Annotated in this window: 10 protein-coding genes, 1 tRNA gene and 1 other RNA gene; 5 read left to right on the top strand and 7 right to left on the bottom strand. The window is 41.3% G+C overall.

Translation table 11 applies throughout. The features are described from left to right. Window positions 1-5: 5 nt before the first annotated feature. The 6 genes from CCS90_RS07685 to CCS90_RS07660 form a co-directional block, all read right to left on the bottom strand. Window positions 6-509, bottom strand: a complete 504-nt coding sequence (locus CCS90_RS07685) for a chalcone isomerase family protein (protein WP_162846750.1) — start codon at window positions 507-509, stop codon at window positions 6-8. Between the two features lie 382 nt (window positions 510-891). After that, a tRNA-Met gene (locus CCS90_RS07680) sits at window positions 892-968 on the bottom strand. Between the two features lie 72 nt (window positions 969-1,040). Continuing rightward, window positions 1,041-2,630: a peptide chain release factor 3 gene (locus CCS90_RS07675; protein ID WP_099018968.1), complete on the bottom strand. Its 1,590-nt coding sequence runs from the start codon at window positions 2,628-2,630 to the stop codon at window positions 1,041-1,043. A gap of 54 nt (window positions 2,631-2,684) precedes the next feature. After that, window positions 2,685-4,967, bottom strand: coding sequence for a TonB-dependent receptor (locus CCS90_RS07670; protein ID WP_099018967.1), 2,283 nt, complete (start codon window positions 4,965-4,967; stop codon window positions 2,685-2,687). Window positions 4,968-5,060: 93 nt separating this feature from the next. Continuing rightward, window positions 5,061-5,330: a hypothetical protein gene (locus tag CCS90_RS07665; RefSeq protein ID WP_099018966.1), complete on the bottom strand. Its 270-nt coding sequence runs from the start codon at window positions 5,328-5,330 to the stop codon at window positions 5,061-5,063. A 163-nt stretch (window positions 5,331-5,493) separates the two neighbouring features. Beyond that, window positions 5,494-5,799: a hypothetical protein gene (locus tag CCS90_RS07660; RefSeq protein WP_099018965.1), complete on the bottom strand. Its 306-nt coding sequence runs from the start codon at window positions 5,797-5,799 to the stop codon at window positions 5,494-5,496. Window positions 5,800-6,257: 458 nt separating this feature from the next. On the opposite strand from CCS90_RS07660, the gene ssrA reads away from it, so the two are divergent. From ssrA to CCS90_RS07645, 3 genes are all read left to right on the top strand, one after another. Continuing rightward, window positions 6,258-6,609, top strand: a transfer-messenger RNA (tmRNA) gene (gene ssrA / locus CCS90_RS07655). A 1,093-nt stretch (window positions 6,610-7,702) separates the two neighbouring features. Next, window positions 7,703-21,175, top strand: coding sequence for an Ig-like domain-containing protein (locus tag CCS90_RS07650; RefSeq protein ID WP_133566443.1), 13,473 nt, complete (start codon window positions 7,703-7,705; stop codon window positions 21,173-21,175). A gap of 2 nt (window positions 21,176-21,177) precedes the next feature. Continuing rightward, window positions 21,178-21,762, top strand: a complete 585-nt coding sequence (locus CCS90_RS07645) for an SMI1/KNR4 family protein (RefSeq protein ID WP_099018963.1) — start codon at window positions 21,178-21,180, stop codon at window positions 21,760-21,762. 238 nt (window positions 21,763-22,000) lie between these two features. On the opposite strand, the gene CCS90_RS07640 is transcribed toward CCS90_RS07645, so the two are convergent. After that, window positions 22,001-22,936, bottom strand: coding sequence for a transposase (locus tag CCS90_RS07640; RefSeq protein ID WP_099018962.1), 936 nt, complete (start codon window positions 22,934-22,936; stop codon window positions 22,001-22,003). Between the two features lie 238 nt (window positions 22,937-23,174). Between CCS90_RS07640 and CCS90_RS07635 the strand changes: the two genes are divergently transcribed. Beyond that, entirely contained in the window at window positions 23,175-25,367 is a 2,193-nt protein-coding gene (locus tag CCS90_RS07635) for an HYD1 signature containing ADP-ribosyltransferase family protein (protein WP_143751552.1), read from the top strand. Beyond that, entirely contained in the window at window positions 25,368-25,658 is a 291-nt protein-coding gene (locus tag CCS90_RS07630; RefSeq protein WP_099018960.1) for a DUF6881 domain-containing protein, read from the top strand. The last annotated feature ends 346 nt before the right edge of the window (window positions 25,659-26,004 follow it).

The following is a 26,004-nucleotide window of genomic DNA, read 5'->3' as shown; positions in this document are numbered from 1 at the left end:
TTTCATTATTTACCTAATTTGAGTAATCGAGTTAAGAGTTTAGAGGTGGTGACTGGATCTCGGAACAGCCAAGCTTGATGCAAGGCACGGTTGATTTCTGAACCAATCATGGTGTGCACCTTCGTTCCATCAATATAAATTTCGGTGCCAGAATCGGGTGAAAAAATAAATTGCCAACGATCATATCGATTGGCTTCTGGTAGTTTTTTTACCAACCTATTAAGAATGGTTTGGTTGAATTTAATTGATTCTGGACCATCCAGTTTGTCATTGATGAGTTGTTTAAAATGATCATCAACCTGTTCCTTTGTTGTTACCGGAGCCAGCCATTCAAGATCGAATTGAATGTCTTGCATGCCGTTGCGAATATCGTCTATGTTGTGTACACCTTTGGGTGCCATTAAATTAATTCGGTAAGGTGTTTTATAACCCCAGCTGATTTCAGCTTCACCCAATTTAACCCACTGACCTGTGCCATTAACTTGGCTGCTGAATAATAATGTAATCATAAATAATATAGGCATCTAAACATTATAGTTGAATGTTCTTGGGCTTTCATTTGTTTTTTAAAAGAAGAAAAAACAAAAGCAGCCGCGGCGAACATGACTTAGGACTTCGGCTCGATGCTCTGGCTGCGCTTCGCTGTGCCAACCGCATCAGCGCATGAATGTTCTTGGGCTTTCATTTGTTTTTTAAAAGAAGAAAAAAACAAAAGCAGCCGCGGCGAACATGACTTAGGACTTCGGCTCGATGCTCTGGCTTCGCTTCGCTGTGCCAACCGCATCAGCAGCGTAAGGATGTTGTTTAGAACAGAGAGGGGAGCTTTGGGTAGCGGTGTGCAAGGACTTAAATGCCGTGTATGCACTTGCTGGGGTATTCGAAGGAGAAAAGTGGTGGCTATACCGGGACTTGAACCTGGGACCCCAGCATTATGAATGCTGTGCTCTAACCAACTGAGCTATATAGCCACGAGGGGGCGAATTTTCTATCCAATCACACTTTTTGTCAAGTAGTTAGTTGAAAAAAAAGTGCAGTTTTTCTTATGACTTCAAAGTTTCTGTGGTGTTATGGAATCTGATTTCTGGGTGGCGGTCCTGTGCCAACTGAAGATTCACCATAGAAGGTGCTAAATAGACCAAGTGACCATGGGCATCCGTTGCCAGATAGGTTTCATTTTTGTTTTTAAATTGCTGCATTTTCTTGTGGTCATCTGAATCCACCCAATAGGCGGTTCTGGTTTCAACAGTTTCAAAAATGGCTTCCACGTTGTATTCGCGTTTTAAGCGGTAGGCAACCACTTCAAATTGCAACACACCGATGGCTCCTAATATCAGCTCATTGCTGATGAGCGGTTTGAAAAATTGGGTGGCACCTTCTTCTGACAACTGTGCCAGGCCTTTTTGTAAGGCTTTGAGCTTCAATGGATCTTTCAAACGAGCTCGCCTGAAAAGCTCGGGCGCGAAACTTGGGATTCCGGTGAATTGCAGCACTTCACTTTCACTGAACGAATCACCAATACTGATGGTGCCATGGTTGTGAATACCAATGATGTCACCAGGATAAGCATGATCAACATGTTCACGTTGTTCGGCCAAAAAGGTCAATGCATTGGGTATTTTAACGTCCTTGCCAGTGCGTGAATTTTTTAATTTCATGCCTTGGTTAAAGACACCAGAACAAATCCGCATAAAGGCCACACGGTCGCGGTGGTTGGGATCCATATTGGCTTGAATTTTAAAAACAAAACCAGAACATTTTTTCTCATTGGGCTCAACCACCCGATCTAAAGTGGCTCGAGGTTGCGGTTCTGGGGCATTTTCCACGAATGAATCAAGTAAAGGCTGAACCCCAAAGTTGTTGATTGCCGAACCAAAAAACACCGGAGACAACTCACCACGTAAGTACGCGTCCAGGTCAAAAGCATGTGAGGCGCCTTGTACCAATTCTATTTCTTCTCTGAAATCATCGGCCGCTGTTCCTAAAGCCTCATTCAATTCTGGTGAATGCAAACCTTTGATGATAACGGCTTCTTGAGTTTCGTAGTTTTTGCCTGCTTCATACAGCATCACTTCATCATTCAAAAAGTGATAAACACCTTTAAGTCGTTTACCCATTCCGATGGGCCAAGTGATTGGTGCGCATTTGATTTTTAACACCTCTTCAACTTCATCCAACAATTCAATCGGTTCCTTACCTTCGCGATCTAACTTATTGATAAACGTGTAAATTGGCGTGGTTCTTAATCGACAAACTTCCATCAATTTGATGGTTCTTTCCTCAACACCCTTGGCACAATCAATCACCATCAAGGCAGAATCAACCGCAGTCAAAGTCCGATAAGTGTCTTCCGAGAAATCGGCATGACCGGGTGTGTCCAATAAATTCATGGTTCGACCTTTGTATGGAAACTGCATGATGGAAGAGGTGATGGATATGCCCCTTTCTTGTTCCATCGCCATCCAATCAGAGGTGGCATGTCGGTCGGCTTTTCTGGATTTAACTGAACCGGCCACCTGAATGGCACCACCAAACAACAGAATTTTTTCAGTGATGGTCGTTTTACCCGCATCAGGATGCGAAATAATAGCAAACGTTCTACGGTTTAAGTATTCAGCTTTCTGTTCAGCCATGTTTATTTTGAGTCAATGAAATTAAGCAGCGCATTTTAGCATCATCGGATGCTTTTAAAAAGTTAATCTGAAACCAGCTGTCAGGCTGCGTCCAGGTCTGGGGGCGATGTCCTTAATGAATGAAGAATGGTCTCTGATTTCTTCATCCAATAGGTTTTTGGCCTTGATAAAGACCAACGTTTCAAAATGGTTGCCATAATTGACCCAATTGACACTGAGGTCGAGTAAATCATAGGCTTCAGTGCGCAATTCAAAATTGGCCAAATCAGTCTGTTGGTTGACGTGGGTGTGGTTGAGCCCAACCGACCAATCACCTCGCAACCAGTTGACCTCAGCGCCCATGCGGCTGGCAGGGATTCTGGGTACATTTTCACCATTGTTCAGTTCTGCATGGGTGGCATCGGTAAACAATCTAAAATCCCATTGGTTGTTGAACCTGTCTGCAAACTGATAAGCCACATCGGCCTCATAGCCGTTGAAGCTGGCATTTTGTTGGGTGTATACAAAGACAGGCAAATCATCAGAGGTACTTCCAGTGTCACGTAAGAAGATGTAATCATCAATTTGGTTGTAGAAGTAGGCTAAATTGAAACTGAATCCTTGGTGGCGGTACTTTAATCCCACATCAAAGTTATTGGCCGTTTCGGGGCCAAGCTCAGGGTTGCCAATTTCAATGGTTGCTGTAGCCAAATGGGGAATCAATTGGTCGGCGTCGCCTTGGTTCGAAAAATACTCTTCTGCCGTCGGCAACCGTTGTGCCGATGCCAGATTTATGGGCAAAGTCCAATGTTCATTCAGCTCAATGGTGGCTCCCAGTGACAAGCTGAATGCAGAATCATTGATGTCATTGAACAAAGCAGTTTTAACCGACTGTTCATCAAAACGAAAACCAAACTCTCCATGCCAATTGTCAAACTCCCTTTCCTCAACCATAAACAAACTCAGAATTTGGGTTTCTGAGGGCAAAATATAAGCTTCTTCACCCAGTGCTGAGAAATCCCTTTTTGAATACTGCGCGCCCCACACACCCTCAAAACCACCGACCGTACCATGGGTCAATTCAAGCCTGAATTCATCCGCCTGGTTATCAAAAACAGTGCCGATTTCAGCACCCTCTAATTCGATGTGTTGGTAGTCAGTGGTGGAATAATGGGTGCGCAACTGTCTGATAAATGATTCGTCAGATAATTGGTGTAAACCTTTGATATTTATAATTGATTTATCCAGGTCAATCCGAACAAACTCTTCTTCTTCGGCGTCCGTGTCACCACCTTCCTCATGCCCATGTTCATGACCTGGGATGCCATAATTTCGATTGAAATTTGAAACAGACAGACCCCAATAACCTCGGTCATAAACCCAGGAGAATCCCAAATTCACACCATCTGACTGGACCGATGAATTTTCCAGAATGCCTAGATTGGCCTCCTCATCTTCGTCGTCTTCGTCATGACCTTCGGCTTGGTGCAAAACTGCTGATTCAGCAGAACCTGGAATCTTGAAATCTTCGCTGGAGCTGTTGAAATAACTGAAATGCCCCATGAGGTTGGCGGTTAATCCACCGCTCAAGCTGATGACACCAGCCCGCTCAGTCAAGGTGTTGTCAGAAAACCGCCCTTCAAGACCGCCTTCTACGCCATCAATCATTTGCATTGGGATCACATCATCAACCACATTGACCACACCGCCCACAGCGCCACCTCCATAGAGTAGGGTGGCAGGGCCTTTCAATACTTCAATTTGTTTGGCCAGCAAAGGTTCAGTTGAAACCCAGTGATCTGGGCTGACCGATGAAGCGTCTTGATTGGTTACGTTATTGGTTAAAACAGTGACCCTGGGACCTTGCTGACCACGGATGACGATTTGTCCAGCCCCCGCACCAAAACTGCCTGAATTAACGCCAGTGATTTGGTTCAAAGTTTGGTCCAACGACAAGCCTCGGTCCATGACCAAATCTTCCTCACTTAATATGGCCACCGGTGTGGTCATTTTTAATTGATTGTGTTCTAAGGGATTGGCGGAAACCACCAAATCATCCAATTGTAAGTTGTCTATATTGATAACCACCATTGAGCCATCGTGTTCAATCGAGGTGTTGTAATGTCGACTTTTAGAAATTTCGATGTCTATTTCATAACGACCCAAAGCCAAGTCCTCGAACTTGAATGTGCCATCTGCTGCTGACTGGGTTTGTTTTTTTGTGCCATGAATTCGAATAACCGCCTGGCTAATGGTTTGCGCTTGGTTGTCAGTCACGGTCCCGACTAAATTTTTCTTTGATTCTTGGGCCATTGAAATGGGGGAAATGACCAGCAATAATATTTTAAAATATTTCATGTGTTTACCTATTTATTTTGTGACATTGCATCAGCAACGATTCACGATAAAAAATCCTTGTATAACAAGGAGGATGTCTTTTTTAAATCTAAATCAGGTAAAGCTGGGTGGGCCGCGTATCAGGTCGGCAGCGGGTTGGAAGTGGTAATCAGCCAGCTGAGTGGCTGTAGAAATTTTCTCGTGCAGTGCGGTATCGAATACCAAGTAGGGACTGCTGCTTTGTTCAGACCAGTCATCATTCGATTGCACTTGAATACAAACCTCACAGGTCTCACTGTCATGTGCCAAAGACGTGTGTACCACATAGGCAGACAGCGACAGCAGCAATATAAACAGTATTCCATGGATGACTTTGAAGTTCATATCCGCAATATAGTTTTATAAAACAAAATAATCAATAGGTCAAAAGTATATTTTTGTAAATCGACTTTGTTTATACAATTGAATTAAACACACCACATCAATCAGACATGCTGTGTTTAATTCAAGTCATTACATTTAAAATGAAAGAAAATTCATTTCATGTTCAGTCCTTTTGACAAAACTGAACCACACTGGTGCCGGGTGAATTCATAACAGCACTCAGTTGTTGTTGGCAATAAGCCATGCTGGTGCCTGTCAGTGTTAAGAAATTGACACGAGAATAGCTTTGCCCATACTCATTTGTATGCCATGTTGTGTATCTTACAACAGCACTGTAAGTGGCTAAATGATCAATATCATCATCTATAGGCCCAACATAAACACAACCCGTACAAGCTGCATTGGCCGTTAAAGAGCCCAATAGCAAGCTCAGGGTAAACAGTAGAATTGAAGTTTTTGATTTATTCATTTTGTATCCTCTTTAGTTTAATAAAAATCCATACTTTTCAAATTTAAAAAGTACAGAGTTTAGTGTATTGAAATCCCCAATGGATTGATGAAATGTTCTGGAACAATTTGGTAAAAATAAATAATTTAAGTTTAGTATCAGCAACTTAGCTGGTTTGATGGTATGTACTTTTATAAGCAGATATTATAAATTTAAATGTTTATATTGAAACACAGCTGATCGTTTTAAGCGCGCAGCGAACAGCAGTCATGCCATCAAATACACTGACTTTGTCGGTTTTCATTGGCACAATGAAAGAAACCAAAGGAAGTCACAAAACTGCATGCCGAGGGTGAAACCCTCCTGTTTCAAATTTACTTCAAACATTCAGACATTATCTTGTCATTCCACAGCTTGGTGTTACAATACACACCCTTGAATTTATGGAATTTACCTCCATATTTTCATCAACAATACAAGGGGACGACCTGGCTTCGACGTGGGTTACGAAACTTGTAGGTGCATGCCGAGGGCGAAACTCACCTCGTAAAACTCAGTTTCAAAGTTATAGTTGCAAACGACGATAACTACGCTTTAGCTGCATAAGCTAAACGGACACCTACATATTCTTGCGTTTGTAGATTGTCCGTCATAACTAGCAAGATCGCCCGGTGTGCTGTTTAGACGCACCAGGTTAAATAAAATCTGAGCTGGTGTTGATGAATCCTGTTAGGCGGAGTCATCAACATAAGATTAAAAGCCGAAACTAAGCATGTAGAGCCTCAAGCAGAGGACTTGCGGACGCGGGTTCGATTCCCGCCGTCTCCACCAATAAAATAAGGCTGCCCTTTACGGGGTGGCCTTTTTTTATTGGTGGAGACGGCGAAATGGTTCGAACCCTCACGAAGTGGGGTTTGACTAATTTGGCAGGACAGCCAAATTGAACGCACGAAGTGCGGCCCGCAGGGTGAAATACATGGATGTATTTCATAATTCTCGCCGCCGGACTTTCAGTCTAAAAGCAAATTCAAAGGTGGTTTTATTGTGGTAGAGACGGCTTTAAATAGAACCTATCGCACAGCGGGGTTTGACTAAAAAGGCAGGACAGCCTTTTTGATCGCCGCAGGCGGCAGTTACCGCTCCTGCTATCTCTTGCACACCTACATCCATGTAGGCGACCCGTAGGGCGAAGCACATGGATGTGTTTTGTAATTCCCGCGATGAACCCAACGCCTGGATTGAAACTATTAATAATGACAGGTTAAATATGGCCGCCTTTTTTCAAGGTGGCCTTTTTTATTGGTGGAATGCGTGGCTTTGAATAGAACCCATTACAAAGTGAGGTTCGACATATCTACATCGTTTTTCCCTTACATTTTCTACAAGTCATGTTTAACTTTTCAATCATTATCCACGATTTAAGCCAAACCATTCAGACTTAAAAGTATTATTTATTCGCTTTTTTTAAAATAATTACCATTACTTATGGCATATTAAAAAAAATTAAATATAATGGATTCGTGTGTGTAATTACTGATGAATGTTTCTGGATATTCGTTGGTGTTTAAAAAGTATAAAGGGCTTTAAAATGGAAATAACATTACACGCATTGTTGGAATCATGGACGAAATCATTCACTTCTCCAAGTTTTCTTGTTTTTGCAAATTCAATCAAAACTAATTTTTTGTTTAATCATAAACAAAATGTATTTGTGCGCAAGAATCACAATCAGTTTAATTTCCTCATTGAAATCACAAAAGTACCATTCTTTTGTTTGACTCATTTTTTAAAGAAAAATCATAAAATTAATTTGTATAAAACCTGTTAACAGGTTGGCTTTTATTAAAAGGATTTAAAAATAAATTATTTATTCGATAACTCCATTAAAAAGTAAATACTTTACATTTCGTAGGGAGCACTTACTGTGAAAAACATATACCTAAAAACGCTTTTGATGTCACTATTGGTTTCTACTTCCTTTAAGGCGGTATCAGACATCAGTTTGGGATCGGCAGCTGATTACAATGCCATTATTTTTGGTGACTTTTCAGCCAATTCATCCGATGTAGAAGGTAGATTGGCTGTTCAAGGCAATATCAACATCAATAACTATTCAGTAGGTGATAAATTAGATCCAAACGAAATACACGATGTTTTGCTCAGTGGTGGAGATGTTACTTTTCCAAGTGGTCGTGTTTATTATGGCAACATTTTGGCAGCGGGAAGCATCTTGGGTGTTGGTTCTGCTGTGACAAATGGTATGGAGCCAGGCTCGAGGGTTGAAGGAAGCAGTGCGTTGCCGATTGATTTTGCAGCAACTTATAATGAGTTGGTTGGGTTAAGTCAGTCATTGGCTCAAATGTCGGTAAATACTTCTTTTGACTACCAATGGGGTGGATTGACTTTATCTGGTGATTGTAGCAGTGCCATCCAAGTTTTTAATTTAGATGGAGCAACAGTTCTTGAATCTCATACATTTCAGGTAGATTGTATTCCAGATTATGCTTATGTTGTGTTCAATGTTTCAGGCGTCAGTTCAGGTTTAACTAACATGAGTATGGCGAGTTTGGAAAACCACCGGGAACGTGTTATTTATAATTTTTATGAAGCCAACACACTGACGTTTTCGGGTATTGGAGTTGAAGGCACGGTGTTGGCTCCACATGCAATCATTAGCAATCCACAAGGGGTAATTAAAGGTCAGTTGTTTGCACAGTCTTGGGATGGAATGATGCAAATTAATCACGTACCATTTGATGGAGCAAGCAGTCAAAATAATCAGATGCCATTGGCTGATGACCAATCTTTTGATTTGGCCCAGGATGAAAACATTTCTTTTACATTAACGGCCAGTGATGTCAATGGAGACAACTTGTCATTTCGAGTTATTGAGGGCCCACGCTTTGGCACGCTCAATGGAACAGCCCCTGAATTTGAATATGTACCGTTTAATGGTTTTATTGGTGTTGATCATTTGTTATTTGTTGCCAATGATGGTGAGCTAGACTCGGAAGTTGCTGCGATTAGTTTCAATGTCGGACAAACTCAATGTGAACTATATCCTTATGTACTTGAAGACATTCAGGTGCAAAACTTACAAGTGGGTGATCAAGTTAATAATTATTCGACCTCTGTAGGTAATGGAAATTATTCACTGTTAACTTGGGAAGGGTGCAATGACACCAATACACTGGCACAAAGTTTTGTTATGCCAGGAGATTCGCATAATTATGTGAATCCTGATAATTCAGCTGACCACCAAGTTAATGTAGGTGATTGGATACAAGGTGCGCCTGGGAAAAACAATGCCAGACATGTAAGAGATGCACTCGATGACCTCATCGGACAGGTGATTACGGTTCCACTTTGGTCAGAAATCAGGGGATCAGGCAGTCATTTGGATTATGCGGTCAGTGATTTCGCACAAATTGAACTGACGGCTTATAAACTCAATGGTCAAAGTAACATCAGTTTCATTTATCGAGGTGGTGTGGCTTGCGGTAATTATGCGCCATATACATTGGATAACTCTTTTAGCACGCTGCAAAATGAAGCGGTTCAGTTTGTTCTCAGTGATCGTAATGAAGTAATTAATGGTCAACAATATTTATTGGCAGTAACTGATGGTGATCTTGATGGTTTGGAATTCATCATTACCAGTCCAACCATTCATGGAACACTAACAGGAATTGGACCTGATTATCTTTATACCCCTCACCATGGTTTCGCAGGTAGCGATTCATTTGAATTCAAAGTTAACGATGGATTTGTAGATTCAAATACATCCATTGTGGAAATTGAGGTGGTGTCAATTAATCAACCTCCAACAGCAATTGAACAAAACATTCAGCTCAACGAAGACCAGAGTACAAACATTGTCTTGAATGGTGAAGACCCAGATGGTGATGAATTGATGTTCAACCTGGAAACATTGCCAGTTCATGGTGAAATTACTGGAACTCTACCCAATTTAACTTATATTCCAAATGCAAATTTCTTTGGTACGGATTCAATCACTTTTACAGTTAATGATGGTTTAGAAACTTCAAATCCTGCCACAGTTAATATCAATGTAATTGCGGTCAATGATGCACCAATTGCAACTCAGGTAGATTTTGTGACTGATGAAGACGTTGCGGGTGAATTAATCCTGCTAGGCTCAGATATTGATAACAATGAAATCAGCTATCAATTGGTTTCACAGCCGACTCACGGATCGTTGACTGGCACAATTCCTGATTTGATTTATACGCCGGAAGTGAACTTCAATGGGTCAGATGTGTTCACATACCAGGTCAGTGATGGTCAACTGGTTTCAGCTGTATCATCAGTCTATATAACAGTAAATCCGGTCAATGATGAACCCATTGCCGATAGTTTAAATATTCAGACCCAGCAAAATGAATCAATCAACATAATTTTATCAGGCACAGACGTCGATGGAGATTTATTAAATTATGTGATTGATACTTCGCCATTAAATGGTACTTTAACGGGTTCGGGTGCAAATTATATTTATACACCAACTACTGACTTTTACGGCTTTGATGGTTTTACATATCACTCCAGTGATGGATTGCTTGACTCATTAATTGTTACTGTTGACATCCATGTTGTTGAGAACAACCTTCCTCCTGAAATCGTTTCCGAACCCGGAACCATTGTTGATGAACAAACCAGCTATGTTTACGATGTAAATGGTGTTGACCAGAACAATGACACAATCATTTATTCTATTGACCAATCACCAAACAACTCTACTATAGACACCGTTTCAGGCGTATTAAATATTTCTGCTTTTGATGTTCCGGTTCAAGGTAATATTAAACAAAATTTTTATTGTCGCAGTGGTGTTCAGTTGCAACAAAATTTTGAAGTCACTGAGACAGTATTGTGGCCATTAAATGGTGATATATATAATGATGTAGATATACCACCACTGGTCATCAGAGCCATTGACAGTAATGGAGATGGAAATATTGATGTAGAAGACACCCCTGTTGTTGTTTTTAATGCTTACCAAAATAGTTACAGTGCCAACAAAGTTGTAGCCGTTAGAGCAGATACCCTCGAAACAGTCTTCATCAATTCTGTAAGCAAGCTTTATCCATCTGGCCCATTGGCTGCTGCGGACCTGGATGGTGATGGGATTGTTGAAATTGTTGGAACCAGTACTGACCGAGTTCACATCATTGTATTGGAGCATGATGGAACTGAAAAATTCAGGGCCCCAATTAATGCCATTCCGTTCGCTCGAGGTTGGTCCTATCCTCCAACAATTTCAGATATTGATAAAGACGGAAGTCCTGAAATCTTAATAGCTGGTAGTGTGCTTGACAATCAAGGCAATACGCTTTGGACTCATGATGTTTTGAGTGTAATCAGTGCGCCACTTGTTACGGACTTAGAAAATGATGGTATCAATGAGGTTGTTATGGGTGGTACAGTTTATGCCCCAGATGGTACTGAATTATGGACTCAGCCAGTTGATATAGTCAGTCAAAGCAGAATCTTTTCCGCCATTGCAGACATCAATAATGAAGGACATGCAGAAATACTCAGTGTGTTTGAAGGTTATTTAAGGGCTTATGATTCTTTAGGTACTGAACTTTGGGAATCCCAATTAATTGGTGGTGGTTTTGGTGGTGCACCAACAGTTGGTCAGGTTAATGGTCAAACTGTAATTGGTGTGGCGGGAGCCAAGCGATTCCATTTATTTGATGGCGATGGAAACATCCTTTGGACACAACCCATTCAAGATGCTTCATCAAGCATGACAGGCTCGTCTATGTTCGATTTTAATGGCGATGGTCGTGTTGAAATCACATATGCAGATGAAAGGTATTTTCGAATTTATGATGCTTTACAAGGCAGTGTATTGTATGAAACGCCTAATCGCAGCCACACATCTCTTGAATTTCCAGTGATTGCTGATGTTAATTTGGATGGTGCTGCAGACATATTGGTTGTTGAAAATGGTGGTACATCCGGAGTAAAAATGCTTTCTGGCATTAACCCTTGGGTAGATACGAGGAGTATTTGGAATCAATTTTCATATCACATTGATAACATCAATGATGATGGGACTGTTCCTGCTGATCCCATAAATAGTTGGCAAACACACAACACATATAGATTAAATAATTTTCCTGACAGAAGCCCACTTGGTATTCCGGATTTGGCAGTGTCTGAGCTTGAGTTGATTGATGCAGAATTTTCTTCAGTCAGTGTGTTGGTTATAAACAGAGGATTGTCACCAACGCCAGCCGAAACCACAGTGAAGTTCTATAACTCTGATCCTGAAGTTGGTGGTCAATTGTTGGGCGAAGTACTTGTCCCTGTGTTAAGTGCCAACCAAACATCGCGATTAACTTTAACTGGATTAAACCGATCACAAATTTCTGCAAATATTTATGCTGTGGTTGATGCTTCCAATGAACTCAATGAATGTATCGAAAATAATAACCTGGCTGCAGCAGAGTTAATCCAAGTCAGAGCGACGGACAGTAGAAATTTATATGACACCCAACGGTTTTTAGTGAATGTAGTTGATACCAACAGTGAACCAATTATTTTGACCGCTGAAATGGATGAGGCCACAGCCAATGAGCCGTACAATTTTCAATTTTTAGCCATCGATAATGACTTAGGAGATGCCTTGTTGTATTCCATAAGTGATGGTCCCTATGGCTTAACTATTGATGATGTTAGCGGCCATTTATTTTGGATTCCTGACGCCAGTCAACAAGGTACACATCAAATGACATTGAATGTCAGTGATATTTTTGGAGCGGTAAGCACACAAACTTTTACCATAAATGTGTTACCGCCAATTCCAAATGAGCCACCACAAATTACTTCTTCACCCATTGAATCAATTAAAGTACTGGAAACATATGAATACTTGGTTACAGCAAATGATCCTGATGGAGACAGTCTGGTCTATGGTTTGCTAGATTCTCCATTTGAAATGAGTATTCACCCATCATCGGGCGTAATTACATGGGTTACGAACATCAATGATGCGGGTATTCATGATGTGACAGTAAGGGTTACAGATGGGCGCGGTGGTGAAGCAATTCAAACATACGTCCTTACAGTGATTGGATTTGAAGCCCCAGTTATTGTTTCTGCACCGAGTGCATCAGTTGCTGAGTACAGCAGTTTCAGTTATGACATCGATGCAGTTGATGTCGATAATGACATCGTCGGTTTCAATGTTCTTAATTCACCAGCTGGCTATGATTTAGAACAATCAACAGGTGTTTTTACGGCATTGATGGACACTATACCTGCCAAGTCAATCACAACGACTAACCAGTTTTGTCGATTTTCTGGTCCTGAATTGGGTGGTTTTGATCCAGTTGTGAAATGGCAAAACACCATCCCTGCCTTAAGCCAGCCCATTGTGGTTCCATTGCAAGATACCAATGGTGATGGAGTTATGGATATCAATGACGATAAAGTGGTCTTGGCTGTGGCTTGGAGAGGTGATTGTCGGCCTTCATATATCATTGCTTTAGATGGAATAAGCGGTGAGTTACTGTGGGACACCTCGTTATCAATTCAGGCAGTGGGGTCAGGTTCAAGTTTGGCTGCAGCCGATATTGATGCCGATGGATCCATTGAAATCGTTGCAATGAGAGACAACGGAGGAACGGTGGTATTCGACCATGAGGGTGCCATTGAATGGAGTTCTGATTTTCCACGTGCCAATTCCTGTTACAACCAAGGAGCAGCTACCATAGTAGACATTGAAGGCGACGGGATTCCAGAAATTTTAGCAGCCAGTGCGGTGCTGGAAAATAATGGTTCATTGCGATTCGAACATACTGGCCGGGTTTGGAATGCCAGTTTTGCGGATGCCATAGATTTAGATTCAGATGGAATTAAAGAAGTCTTGATTTACGACACGGTTTTCGATTATTTAGGCAATGAATTGTGGAAATTACCTGATGGCGATTACGCCCGTTCATTCTCAGCTGTAAACATTGACGGTGATGAGTTTCCAGAATTGGCGTATACCAGTGGCACTCACAAAAGCGTGCAAGTGATTGATAATGATGGTACTTTGATTTGGAGAAATTATTACAACAGTTACAATGCCACCCCATTGGCCATAGGTGATGCCGATGGTGATGGCGACCCTGATCTGATGGGGCTGGTTGGATTCCATTTCAGGGCATTTGACGCCACTTCTGGCGCTGAGTTGTGGGCCCATCCTGTGGTCGAAGGTTCACACACCACGGGTGCAGTGGCTTTCGATTTTGAAGGTGATGGACAATTAGAGGCGGTTTATCACGACGAACAATTCTTGCGTGTTTTTGATGGCTCTACAGGTGATGTCAGATACATTACACCCAACAACTCAGTCACATCGTCAGAAGCACCCATTGTGGTTGATATTGACAATGATGGACATGCTGAAATAGTTGTTTCGGGCAATACAGGTATTAAAGTCATTGAAGACCGCTATGATTCTTGGGTAGATACGCGAAACATTTGGAATCAATATGCATATAGCATTAATAACATCAATGATGATTTAACCGTACCGGCCAATCCTGAAAAAAGTTGGTTGACTCACAATACATACCGATCCAATACATTTTTGAATGGTCACCCTTTAGGCACAGCTGATTTGGCAGTGTTGGACCTTAAATTAGTTGAAACAGATACAATTGCAGAGGTATGGGTTGAAGTTACAAACAGGGGGTTAGGAAGTTCATCAGAAACTGATCTGGTCATCAGTAATGGTGACTTTAATTTGGGTGGTCAAGTTCTAGACAATAGAGTCATACCAGCGCTGTCAGCTGGCGCATCACTGACATTTTCAATTGCAGTTGATCCAACACTGATCACTACAAATTTATATGCTCAAATAGATGTGGCAGAAAATGTAAGTGAATGCATAGAAAACAACAACAGCTTAACCACGGCCTTATTTGAGGTACAGGCCATTGATGCTCAAAACTTAGTAGGCCAGCAAAGATTCACAGTTTTGGTTGAAAATATCAATGAAGCACCGAGTTTTCTTACTTCAACTCTTACAAATGCCAAAGCATCAACAATTTTTCGTCAAGTTATCGAGGTAGAAGATCCTGACACAGGTGATGACATCTCAATGCGTCTGATTAATGGTCCAGATGGTGTGCGGCTTGATCCTTTTAGTGGTGTGCTTTATTGGGTGCCATCACCTTCGCAACTCGGCCAGCACAGTATTCAAATTGAAGCTAAGGACCTACAAGGTTTAAGTGATGTCATTCAGCTGAATATACTTGTTGAAGAAAATACAAACAACCTTCCTCCTTATATTTCATCTTCTGCCAATGGTTTGGCTTATGTGGATGTTGAGTACGACTATCAAGTTGTGGCGAATGATCCCAACAACAATCCATTGGAATATGCCTTACTTCAATCACCAGCGGGTATGCAAATTCACCCAATGACTGGAAAAGTTAATTGGATTCCAGAATCATCACAAGTGGGAGACCATGAGATTGTGATTGATGTGGCTGATATATTGGGCGCATCAGTTCAGCAAACATACACCCTGCAAGTGATTGAAGTAGGTACGCCACCATCCAATGAGTATCCCACCATAAACAGTCAACCCCCTTTCAACGCTTTCACCAATTCCCCTTATGAATACCTTGTCAGCGCGAGAGATGCAGATGGTGATGTACTTATATTCAGTTTAACTGAAGCACCGGTAGGGATGACCTTAGCGCAAAATGGTCTGGTTACTTGGACACCAGTCAGTGAAGGGACTTATTCAGTTGTATTGAGGGTGTCCGATGGATTTGGATTTATTGAGCAAGCATGGTCAATTCAAGTCACTACCATTGTGGCAGACAATGTTGCGCCAGAAATCACCTCAACGCCCTCATTAAATGCAACGGTGAATTCATTGTATAGTTATGATGTGATAGCAGTTGATGCTGATTTAGATGTGCTGCAATACACTTTGTTTGTTGGGCCAGCTGGCATGCAAATAAATTCTGAAAGTGGTGAAATATCTTGGCTGCCAACCACCAATCAAGTGGGTGTATTTGATGTGGTCGTTTATGTGGATGATTTAAGAGGTGGTTTTGCCACCCAATCCTTCACCATTTCAGTTCAAGGGACAGGAATTAACAACCCACCAAATTTAACCAGTGTGCCTGGTTATATTGCCAAAGTAGGACTTAGTTATTCTTACCAAATCATGGCTTCTGACAGTGACGGTGACGAATTAGATTATGAGTTAATCAGTGGTCCAGCTGGCATGTCAGTTGATGCCAATGGCTTATTGACTTGGGTGCCTTCAGTCATTGGGTCAGAAGATGTCATTGTCAGGGTTTCTGACAATCAGTATTACATCAACCAAGCATGGAATGTATTGGTATTAGACCAAAATGTACCCTTAACAGCCACAGTCACCATTACTCCTGAATATATTGTTGAAGGCGATGAGGTAACTGTTCAAGTTATCGTTACTAATGCAGTTGACCCGGTATCAATCAATTTAACTGTTGATGGACAATTGCTTGTATTAGATGAAAACAATGAAACCGCTTTTACAGCTGATGGTGTGGGTTCGCATGATGTGGTCGCAGAAGTATCAGATACATATGAAACAGTGACTGAACTGTCTACGTATACGGTCACTTCTTCTACAGCCTCAGCATTCCCAGAAGTCGATATCCTCAGCCCTGAAGATGGAGCGATCATCACTGGATTTAATGATGTTGTGGTCAGTGTTCAAGATGATAATTTGGCTTCATGGAAACTGTCATACCGCAATGCGGAAGATGATTTTTCTGGCCGAGTGACGTTGGCGGAAGGGACTGATACAGTTGATGATGCAGTGGTGGCAAATTGGGATACGTCATTGCTCAGAAATGGTATTTATGTGTTATTAATTGAAGCCACGGATTTAAGTGGCCAAAGATCCAGTGTTGTGCACAGTGTGTTTTTGGAGGGTGATTTGAAACTGGGTCATTTTTCCATTGCATTTGAAGACATGAACATCCCAGTTGCGGGAATTCCAGTGACCATCACCCGGGGTTATGACACACGAGACCGCAATCGAGATCGGGCTTTTGGTAAAGGTTGGTCAATTGGCTTTGAATCGGTCAGGGTTCAAGAAAGCCGGATTCCTGGCTTGGCCTGGTACATGGAAACTGGATTTTACAGCATTGGGCCGGTTAGGTTACCCAGGTATTGTGTTAAACCGGCCAGTGAAGCTTTGGTGTCAGTGCTGCTACCTGATGGTCAGGTTGAGAAATTTAAGGTTAAGGCCAAAACACTCAATCCGGCATCTGAACTGTTGTCAAATTGCCAAAACATCATCACTCCTGACTATTTTGGCATTGAGTTCATCCCTCAGGGAGATACCACCTCAACCATTACATCAAACTTAGGTCAAAATAACTTAAAGATTATCAATGGAAATTTAGAAGAGTTGACTTCATTTGTGCCGGTTGATCCGAACCAGTACACCTTAACCATGCTCGATGGTACCGAGTATTCATTGGATCAAGGCTTCAATGTTAGAAAAATTAAAACCACTTCGGGTCATGAACTCAGATTCACTGAAAATGGCATTGAACATTCCGGAGGATTGTCTGTTGAGTTCATTCGTGATGCCCAAGGGCGCATCACCCGCATTGAAAAAGCAAATGGTGAGGGAGTCGATTATGGCTATGATGCCGCAGGCGATTTGGTTTCATTCACTGATTTGAATGGAAACACCACCACCTTTACCTATATTCAAGATCACTACCTGGAAGACATCATTGACCCTCGAGGTATCAGGGTGGCGCGCAATGAATATGACTCAGGTGGCAGATTGGTGGCGCACATTGATGCCGATGGCAATCGCATCGAATACGATAATAACTTGATAGCCAGAACATCGACCATCACAGACCGTCGGGGTAACAGCATGGTTAATGCATTTGATAATGCCGGTAACATCATTGCCCAAACCAATGCGTTGGGAGAAACCACCAATTATGAATACAATTATTTGCGATTAGAGGAATCACGGACTAACCACTTGGGTCATCGAACCGAGTGGACTTATGATGCACAAGGTAATCAGTTAACTGAAACCGATCCTCTTGGACATGTCACCACCTCGACATACAATCGAAAAGCCGAGTTATTAACTCAGGTGGATGCATTGGGACAGCCTGTAATCACCAATGAATACAATCCAGATTACGACCCACAAAGACCTGAAGATCCACAGCATGGTTATGCTCAACTTAAACAGGTAACAGATGCTTTGGGTAGAATCACACAATTCCACTGGCTATCAGGAATCAATGCCAGTACAGAGGAAAGTATCTCAGTTAATACTGGGTTTACTGATGCGGCAGGTAACCGTTATGACATCAGTCCCATCAGTGGTGGTACCAATGACGGTTTGACAGGCGGGAGTACAGACCTCAATGGACTGCGAACTGAAACTGAATATGATGATGAAGCCAGGCCACTGACTGAAACCCAAATCATTAGCGATGAGTTGGGAGTGACTGTGACTGAATACACCACCACTTACCAATACAATGCCAATGGTGATGTGGTTACAGTAACAGACGCCTTAGGTAACATCACCCGCACTGAATACAACGCATTGAACAAAGTTTCAGCCAGCATTGATACATTAGGTCGCCGCACTGAAATGGAATACGATGACCGCGGTAATCAAGTGCTCACCCGCTATCCAGATGGCTCAACCGAAACCATGGTTTATGACGAAGAGAATAACGTCATCGAGTCTACCGATCGAGCAGGGCGAATCACCAAAACCATCTACGATGAACTGAATCGTGTTGAGGCGGTGATCTATCCAGATGACACGCCAAGCGACGACACAGACAACCCAATGACTGTGAACTCTTACGATGGTGCAGGGCGCTTGGTGGCGGTTTCTGACGCCAATGGTAACACCACCACTTATGAGTATGATGATGCAGGCAGGCGTACCAAGACCATTGATGCTTTAGGTAATGAAACCTCATCGGTTTATGATGCCTTAGGCAGACGCACGCAAAGCACCTATGCGCTGGGTAGGGTAACAATCTTTGAATACAACGCCTTGGGTAATCTTGAGCGCACCAATTTTCATAATGGCAGCTTTACCACCACCACTTATGACCAATTGAGCCGCAAAGAGTCAGCAACGGATTTGGCAGGTTTATCGACACAGTACGAATACGATGCAGCAGGTAACCTGGTGGCAGTCATCGATGCTTTGAACCAACGCACTGAGTATACCTATGATCAACGCGGTAACAAGTTGACCCAAACCGATGCCAATAACCACACCACAGTGTGGACTTATGATGCACTCAATCGGGTCACTTCCAGAACATTGCCCATGGGTGAAACCGAATCCTATGGCTATGATGCAGTAGGTAACAGGGTCAGTAAAACTGATTTCAATGGTGACTTGACCACCTATGAGTACAACGATTTGAATCAATTGGTTTTGACCACCTATGCCGATCTAAGTACCGTAGTGAACACTTACACCATAACAGGTCAAATGGAAACTGTGACCGAGATAAATGGTACAACCGGTTACAGCTACGACGCCCAAGATCGCTTGACGCGCATTGATTACCCAACCGGTAATTACATCGAGTATCAATATGATCTGAATGGCAATCGCACCCAAGTAAAAACCCCCAATCAGACTGTAGATTACACCTTTGATCAGCTTAACCGCTTGAAAACCGTGACCGATGCCACAGGAACCACGACCTACACCTATGATGCGGTGGGTAACCGAGAAACCCAAACCAATGCCAATGGCACAGTGGCGACCTATACCTATGATGACTTGAACCGTTTGACTGACTTGGTACACACCGATGCATTGAACACCATTCTTGCCAGTTATTCATATGAATTGGGACCCAATGGCAACCGTTTGAGTTTGACCGAAGGTACTGGTCGTTATGTTGAATATGACTACGATGACTTGTACCGCTTGTTGAGCGAAACTGTAACCGATCCTATCAACGGCGATCATTTTTCCCAATGGGCTTATGATGCGGTAGGCAACCGTTTACAGCAGGAAATAGATGGGACCATCACGCTGTATACCTACAACTATAATGATCATCTGTTGACAGAGACGAAAAACTCAATCGTTACCCGCTATGATTATGACGACAATGGCAATACATTAACCAAGACAGTCGATACAGTCATTGATACCACTTACAGCTACTCCAAAGACAACCGCATGCTCACCGCTGATACCAGCACCTCGAGCATCAGTTACAGCTATGATGCCGGTGGCATACGCCAAAGCCAGACTGTAAACGGTCAAACCATTAACTATTTGGTCGACCCCAACAGAAGTTACCACCAAGTGCTGGAAGAACAAGATGACTTGTTTATGCCACAAGTGGTTTATACCTATGGAGATGACTTGATCAGCCAGACCAATGCCCAGGGTGTGTACACCTTTGGTTATGATGGTTTGGGCAGTACCCGAATCCTAACTGATGTTAATGGAGCTGTACAAAATTCCTATGGTTATCAGGCTTTTGGTGAATTGGATTATCAGTATGGTGCCATTGAAAACAACTACCTGTTTACCGGCGAGCAGTATGACAATAATGTTGGGTTTTATTATTTGAGGGCGAGGTATTATAATCCGGGTATTGGGCGGTTCCAGAATATGGATACGTTCCCGGGGATGCAGTTTGAACCTAAGTCCTTGCACAAGTATTTGTATACGCATGCTGATCCGATTAATAATGTGGATCCTAGTGGGTATGTGACATTGAGTAGTTTAATGGGTAATTTAAGAGCCATTGTTGCCAGATGGGCCCGTCCAATTTCACCTAGAAAATATATTAAAAAGGCTTACACTTTTACTAAAAAAAGTTATGCTCAGGCTAAAAGGTTGGTAAAACAATGTATTCAACATCCAAAAAAATGTAAGTTAGGAGGCGCAGTGCTTGTCACTGGTGGGGCTGATTCTCCAGTAACTGCAGAGCACATAGCTGATGCCCAACTAGGCCGTGGTTCTGGTACACAACTAAGACCTGCATCATTTCTCTTGAACTACCAGAAAAAAACCAATACTAGGAAACATTTAGATAGGTATAAGAAAGTAGGGCAGGTTTGTGGAGGTTCTTCAATGACACAATGGTGTGATGAGTACCCATATTTTCAAACAAGACAAGGTGCCCCAAGTAATTTGCCTGGACAAGTTTCCCTTAGGTTGGCCCCAGCAGGAGAGCAAAGGTTACAAGGAGGTTTATTTAAAACATTGGTTTCAGTTTGTAGGCTAAAAGAGAGGCCAATTAAGAAAAGTAGATTTACATCAATAGCATTACCAAGTGCAGATATACCTTCTGCAGCTTTGTGTTTAGACTGGAAATAAATATGGAACAAATAGAAAAATTATTTAAAAAAGAAATATCACAAATAGATATTGATAATGAAAGGTTTTCATGGTTTGAAAAAGAATTAGGATTAATTATTTCTGAAGAAGTTAAATTTTTTTGGATTTGTTGCTCCTCGCTTAAAATGGAAAACTCAGAATGTTACATATCTCCACTTGTGGATTTAGACTATTACAAGGAAACAATTGAAGATTTGTTTTTTAACTTTGAAGAATTAAATCAATATGTTAATGAATCTTCTATTGTAGAAGGTGTTAAACCTTATGTTTACAATAAAAAATGGATTCCATTTGTATCTGTAGATGGTATTTATAACTTTTTAGACTTTGATTCAGCAGATACCGGAAATGATGGGCAAATAATACTTACAGACATGATGGGAGGTGACAGTAGAGTTTTATTAGTCTCAAAATCCTTAAATGAGCTTTGTGGAAGGATCAATGAAGAAATTGAAGCTGGGCGTATAACTGTAACATTGAATAATAATGAAATGAGCATAGTGAGTCATTCAGAGGATGACGATTACAATGCCTTTGTTGCTATTGGGCTTTGGGAGGATAACTAATCAAAGGTGAACTAATCAAGGACATGCATGAACTAATCAAGGACATGCATTACTTAGAAAGCACAAACTAATTTTTAAGTGATGTTTTTGATTAAAAAATAACTGACTTGACCCATTTGTTCAGCAGGAAAGTGATTAAGTCAGAGGTTAGGGTGGTTTAGAGTTGGTTTTAGTAGATTTGAGCTGAGCTGGACGGTTGCAGACATGTTCTGCTGGATAGATTTTGATGGTTTTTGTGCTATTCCAAAGCGGGTTTTAGTTTAATCCCTAGCGCCCACTTTCTCTTGGTTTTGATTGAATATTCTTTGAGTTGCTCAGCTGTTCCAACGGCTGAGAAACCAATTGATTTAAAGCCTTTTAATTCGTCTAACCAGGAGTCTGGGTCAATACCAACATCATCAATGGTTTTGGCTGTTTTCTCTGAAATAAAGCCACGCTTGTCGTCCCTTAAACACCTACCTGTCTCATCAACTAGATCAATATAACTTGATAGATAAAAAGGCAGGTCATTATCACCTTTACCAAAACCGGATAACCATGTATTTGTGCTCTCAATTCGTTCCTTAATCGAAGTGAATTCAGAACCTTTCAAATCTTTCGCGATAGCAGCTCGAATCGGGTTCAGATCAACGTAAGCCATGCAGGTCAGTAAAGCTCGCTCATCAAGCAGGGCTTGGCTCTTGAACCTCGATTCCCAGAAGTGACCGCTACATTTATCTTCTTCATTCGCCATGCGAGCAACGTACTCATTGATTGATTTCATATACCAAGATACTGATGCAAGTCTGGAGCGGTATTCAGCCACATATTCCTTAACTCGTCTGAGCTCAGCTTCAGTCTCAATTTCACCTTTTAGATAACGATCACACAACACAGGTAATGAGTACAAAGAGCACCATGTCATCAGTACCTGAGTGGCGTTCCATTCTTTGGTTGAATTTATCTTCAAAACGATGTGGAAATGGTTGTTCATGATGGCGTAAGAACACACATCAATGGCGAACACAGAAGTGACTTGTTTGATGCGATCAATCAGCCATTGACGTCGGTGTTCAAACGACTTTCCTGAAGCCTTGTCTTCACCGCAAAGAAAAGCGCGTCGAACACATCTTGAGACAATATGGTAATACGGCGTTTCTTCAACACAAATCTGTTGGTTTCGGGCAATAGTCATACAAAAGCTCCGTTTAAAAACTATATTTTGAGCAATTGGTGGGTAATTATCTGTGGCAAATTACTGAAGAGCGTGTAAGAATTTGTTGATTGGGGTGCCTGTCCTTGATTAGTTCTATACAACAAGCAACAATGATTGCTCCAATGGTGTACTAGAAGATCACCATGAGTTTACCTATGGAAACGATCCGCAACAAAGTTCATTTGGCCAGGTATTAACTGAGAGCAGCCAAGCCAGTTTGAAAACGTACTTCTATGATGATTTTGGACGAACAGAAATGGTAACGTCTGAACTTCTGGCTCATGGGCTTATTAGAAATGAACAATCTTACTATGATGCTTATGGTCGTGTTAAAGCGACTTACGATGCATCTGGGGAGGGCGTTTTATACCAATACAATAATCAGGGACACTTAGAAATAACACAAGGAATACGAACAGGTGTAGAGTATCAAAAAGTTTTATCAAAGAATGCTTTTGGCCACGTTACTAAGGAAGTAGCTGGTAATGGTGTATATACCTACCGTGAATATGATTTATCTGGTCGTCTTGAGCTCCTGATGTCTGGCAGAACCGATGGTGGGTCAGAGTTACAGTACATGACCTTTGAATATGATGCTGTTGGTAATATGAAAACGCGATGGGATTCCAGAGATATTGACACATATACCAAAGATGTTTTTGACTATGATAATGTCAACCGTCTGCTCAAGTCTGAAGTTGAATATGCCGATGTATTTGGGTCGGTAATCAACTTTACTGATTATGACATCACATATGACGAGGGTGGCCGAAGAGATATATTAAAACGAGGTACAGAAACACCAATTACATATAGTTATGATCCTCAGCACATTCATGGTGTTCAATCTACCTCAGATGGAAAATCATATGAATATGATGCAGTGGGTAATCAAGAAGTTTCAGATGGTAGACTCATAACTTATACAGCATTTAATAAAGCGTCCAGCATGAGTAATGGCAATTACTCCGTTGATTACACATATGGATCTTCAAATGAAAAACTGACACGTCGAGACATAAAGAATGGCAAGGAAACATTAACTTGGTATGTTGGAAACACTGAAATAATATTATCTGATTGGTCAGATGGTATTGCTGGTAAGGTTTCATCAAAACGCTATCTAGGCAGTAATGCAATGGTTACACACCATGGCCCGGATATCATTGATGTAGATTATATGCATAAAGACCACTTGGGTAGTATTCAGGTTTATACCAAACAATTAAATGATTGGAGAGAAGATGTTAGTTACGATGCATTTGGAAATACCCGTGCAATTTGGGACCCTGCATCATTTGCAAATTTTGCCACTGTCTCATTAAGTAACAAAGGATTTACCGGACAGGATCATGTTAGCGAACTGAGTTTAATTAACTTCAATGCCAGGATGTATGATCCTAAATTAGGCATGATGTTACAAGCTGACACCATTGTTCCTGATGGACCAGCAGTTGATTCATTGAATCGATATGCCTATGTTTATAACAATCCGTTGAGTTATACTGATCCTACTGGACATATACCTACACCTAATTTATTTGCTGCAGCTGCTGTGAATAATTATGAAGCACTTAGGCAAATGGCAAATAAGGTCAGAGAAGTAACTACTGGTGTGGCTAGTAAAATATTCTCAGGAAGTCGTAAAGATAATGCACATAATCAAGGTAATTATCAAAACTTTTTGCAGAATCAGAAGTCGGTTGGTTCTCCTGCTGGGGTGAATAATGGGAGTTTTAGTAATAATAATTATGCATTAGGCTTTAGTGACAATGGACAGGGGTGGAATGGGAGTGATGTAAGAAGTCAACCCGATGGAAAAGATCTCGCTTATAGGCCAGGATTGGGCTTGTCTGATTCTAATGGTAATCGATATACTCAAGGAAAATGGGGCAACATGATAAATATTGGATCTGAACAAGATTCAATGGATAACCTAAAGTCTATTGGGCGATTTATGAATCCATTTCAAGATGTAAGTGAATGTTATTCAAGTGGATGTGGTTTAGGAGGTTGGGCTATTGCAATTGCTGCAGTAGTACCTCAGGTTAAATGGGGTAAGAGAGGTGGTGATTCGATACAAAGTTTATATCATTATACTGATGATAAAGGTTTAGATGGTATTGTCAGTTCTGGTAAGCTTAATCCTTCATTAAAGGCTAACAACCCTAAAGATGCCAGGTATGGTAATGGACAGTATTTTTCTGATATAGCACCAGGCTCAAAGTCGAATGCTCAGCTTTCACGAGCATTTTTAGGCAGACCATTTCATGGTGATAAATTCAAAAATTATCTTGAGATAGATGTGTCAGGTTTTAATGTATTGAAAGGTAGAGATGGTGTGTTTGTTTTTCCTAATGAAAATGCATTAGATATTTCAAAAAGGATATTAAGAACTGGGAGCAATTAGATGAATTATTTGAAAGTATTGTGGAAGCATAATGATATTAATGAGCCTGTAGAGCTATATTATGAAATAGCAGATGATAATTTTGATGTTAGAAAAGTTGAAAAGTATAGAGGTGGCACTTATGGTTATGCGTTTAATGAACATGAAATAAACGGTTCTATATTATCTGAATGTGCTATGCCTGAAGTTGAAAAGATAGCTGCTCAAGAAGAGTTTGAACCACATGAAATTACAAAAGAAGAGTTCGAAGAAGTTTGGCGGTTAGCAATTTTAAGTAACTATTCTAAATAAGTGGATGGTAATCCCCCCGAAAAACACCTACCGTCAAAAGTAGAATATTCTCAAAAAGGAATTTGAGGATATTCACATGTTGTGAATATCCGTTTTATACATCCCAAATGTTGAAGAAAAACGGATGCTAATCTGATTTCCTGGCAGCATAATTAGTATAACATAAAACACGTTATGTCATACTGGGCTGGCGCTTTAACAACTAATCAAGAACACACATCGCTTAAGGGTTGAAATCTAAGCTCTGAGCGAAACTAATCAAGGACATGCATCGCTTAAGGACTGCAAACCGAACATTGATCGAAGTTTTAGTCATAAAAAAGTACTGATTTGACCTCCGAACTCA

It is taken from the genome of Marinicella litoralis (assembly GCF_002591915.1).
Taxonomy (GTDB): domain Bacteria; phylum Pseudomonadota; class Gammaproteobacteria; order Xanthomonadales; family Marinicellaceae; genus Marinicella; species Marinicella litoralis.
Note: the sequence above shows the minus strand (reverse complement) of the source record. Positions and strands in the feature narration are given on the sequence as shown.

Bases quoted from the DNA above. Each gene is read 5' to 3' on its own strand.
- CCS90_RS07685 (WP_162846750.1), bottom strand. From the start codon at position 509: ATGATTACATTATTATTCAGCAGCCAAGTTAATGGCACAGGTCAGTGG.
- CCS90_RS07675 (WP_099018968.1), bottom strand. From the start codon at position 2,630: ATGGCTGAACAGAAAGCTGAATACTTAAACCGTAGAACGTTTGCTATT.
- CCS90_RS07670 (WP_099018967.1), bottom strand. From the start codon at position 4,967: ATGAAATATTTTAAAATATTATTGCTGGTCATTTCCCCCATTTCAATG.
- CCS90_RS07665 (WP_099018966.1), bottom strand. From the start codon at position 5,330: ATGAACTTCAAAGTCATCCATGGAATACTGTTTATATTGCTGCTGTCG.
- CCS90_RS07660 (WP_099018965.1), bottom strand. From the start codon at position 5,799: ATGAATAAATCAAAAACTTCAATTCTACTGTTTACCCTGAGCTTGCTA.
- CCS90_RS07645 (WP_099018963.1), top strand. From the start codon at position 21,178: ATGGAACAAATAGAAAAATTATTTAAAAAAGAAATATCACAAATAGAT.
- CCS90_RS07640 (WP_099018962.1), bottom strand. From the start codon at position 22,936: ATGACTATTGCCCGAAACCAACAGATTTGTGTTGAAGAAACGCCGTAT.
- CCS90_RS07630 (WP_099018960.1), top strand. From the start codon at position 25,368: ATGAATTATTTGAAAGTATTGTGGAAGCATAATGATATTAATGAGCCT.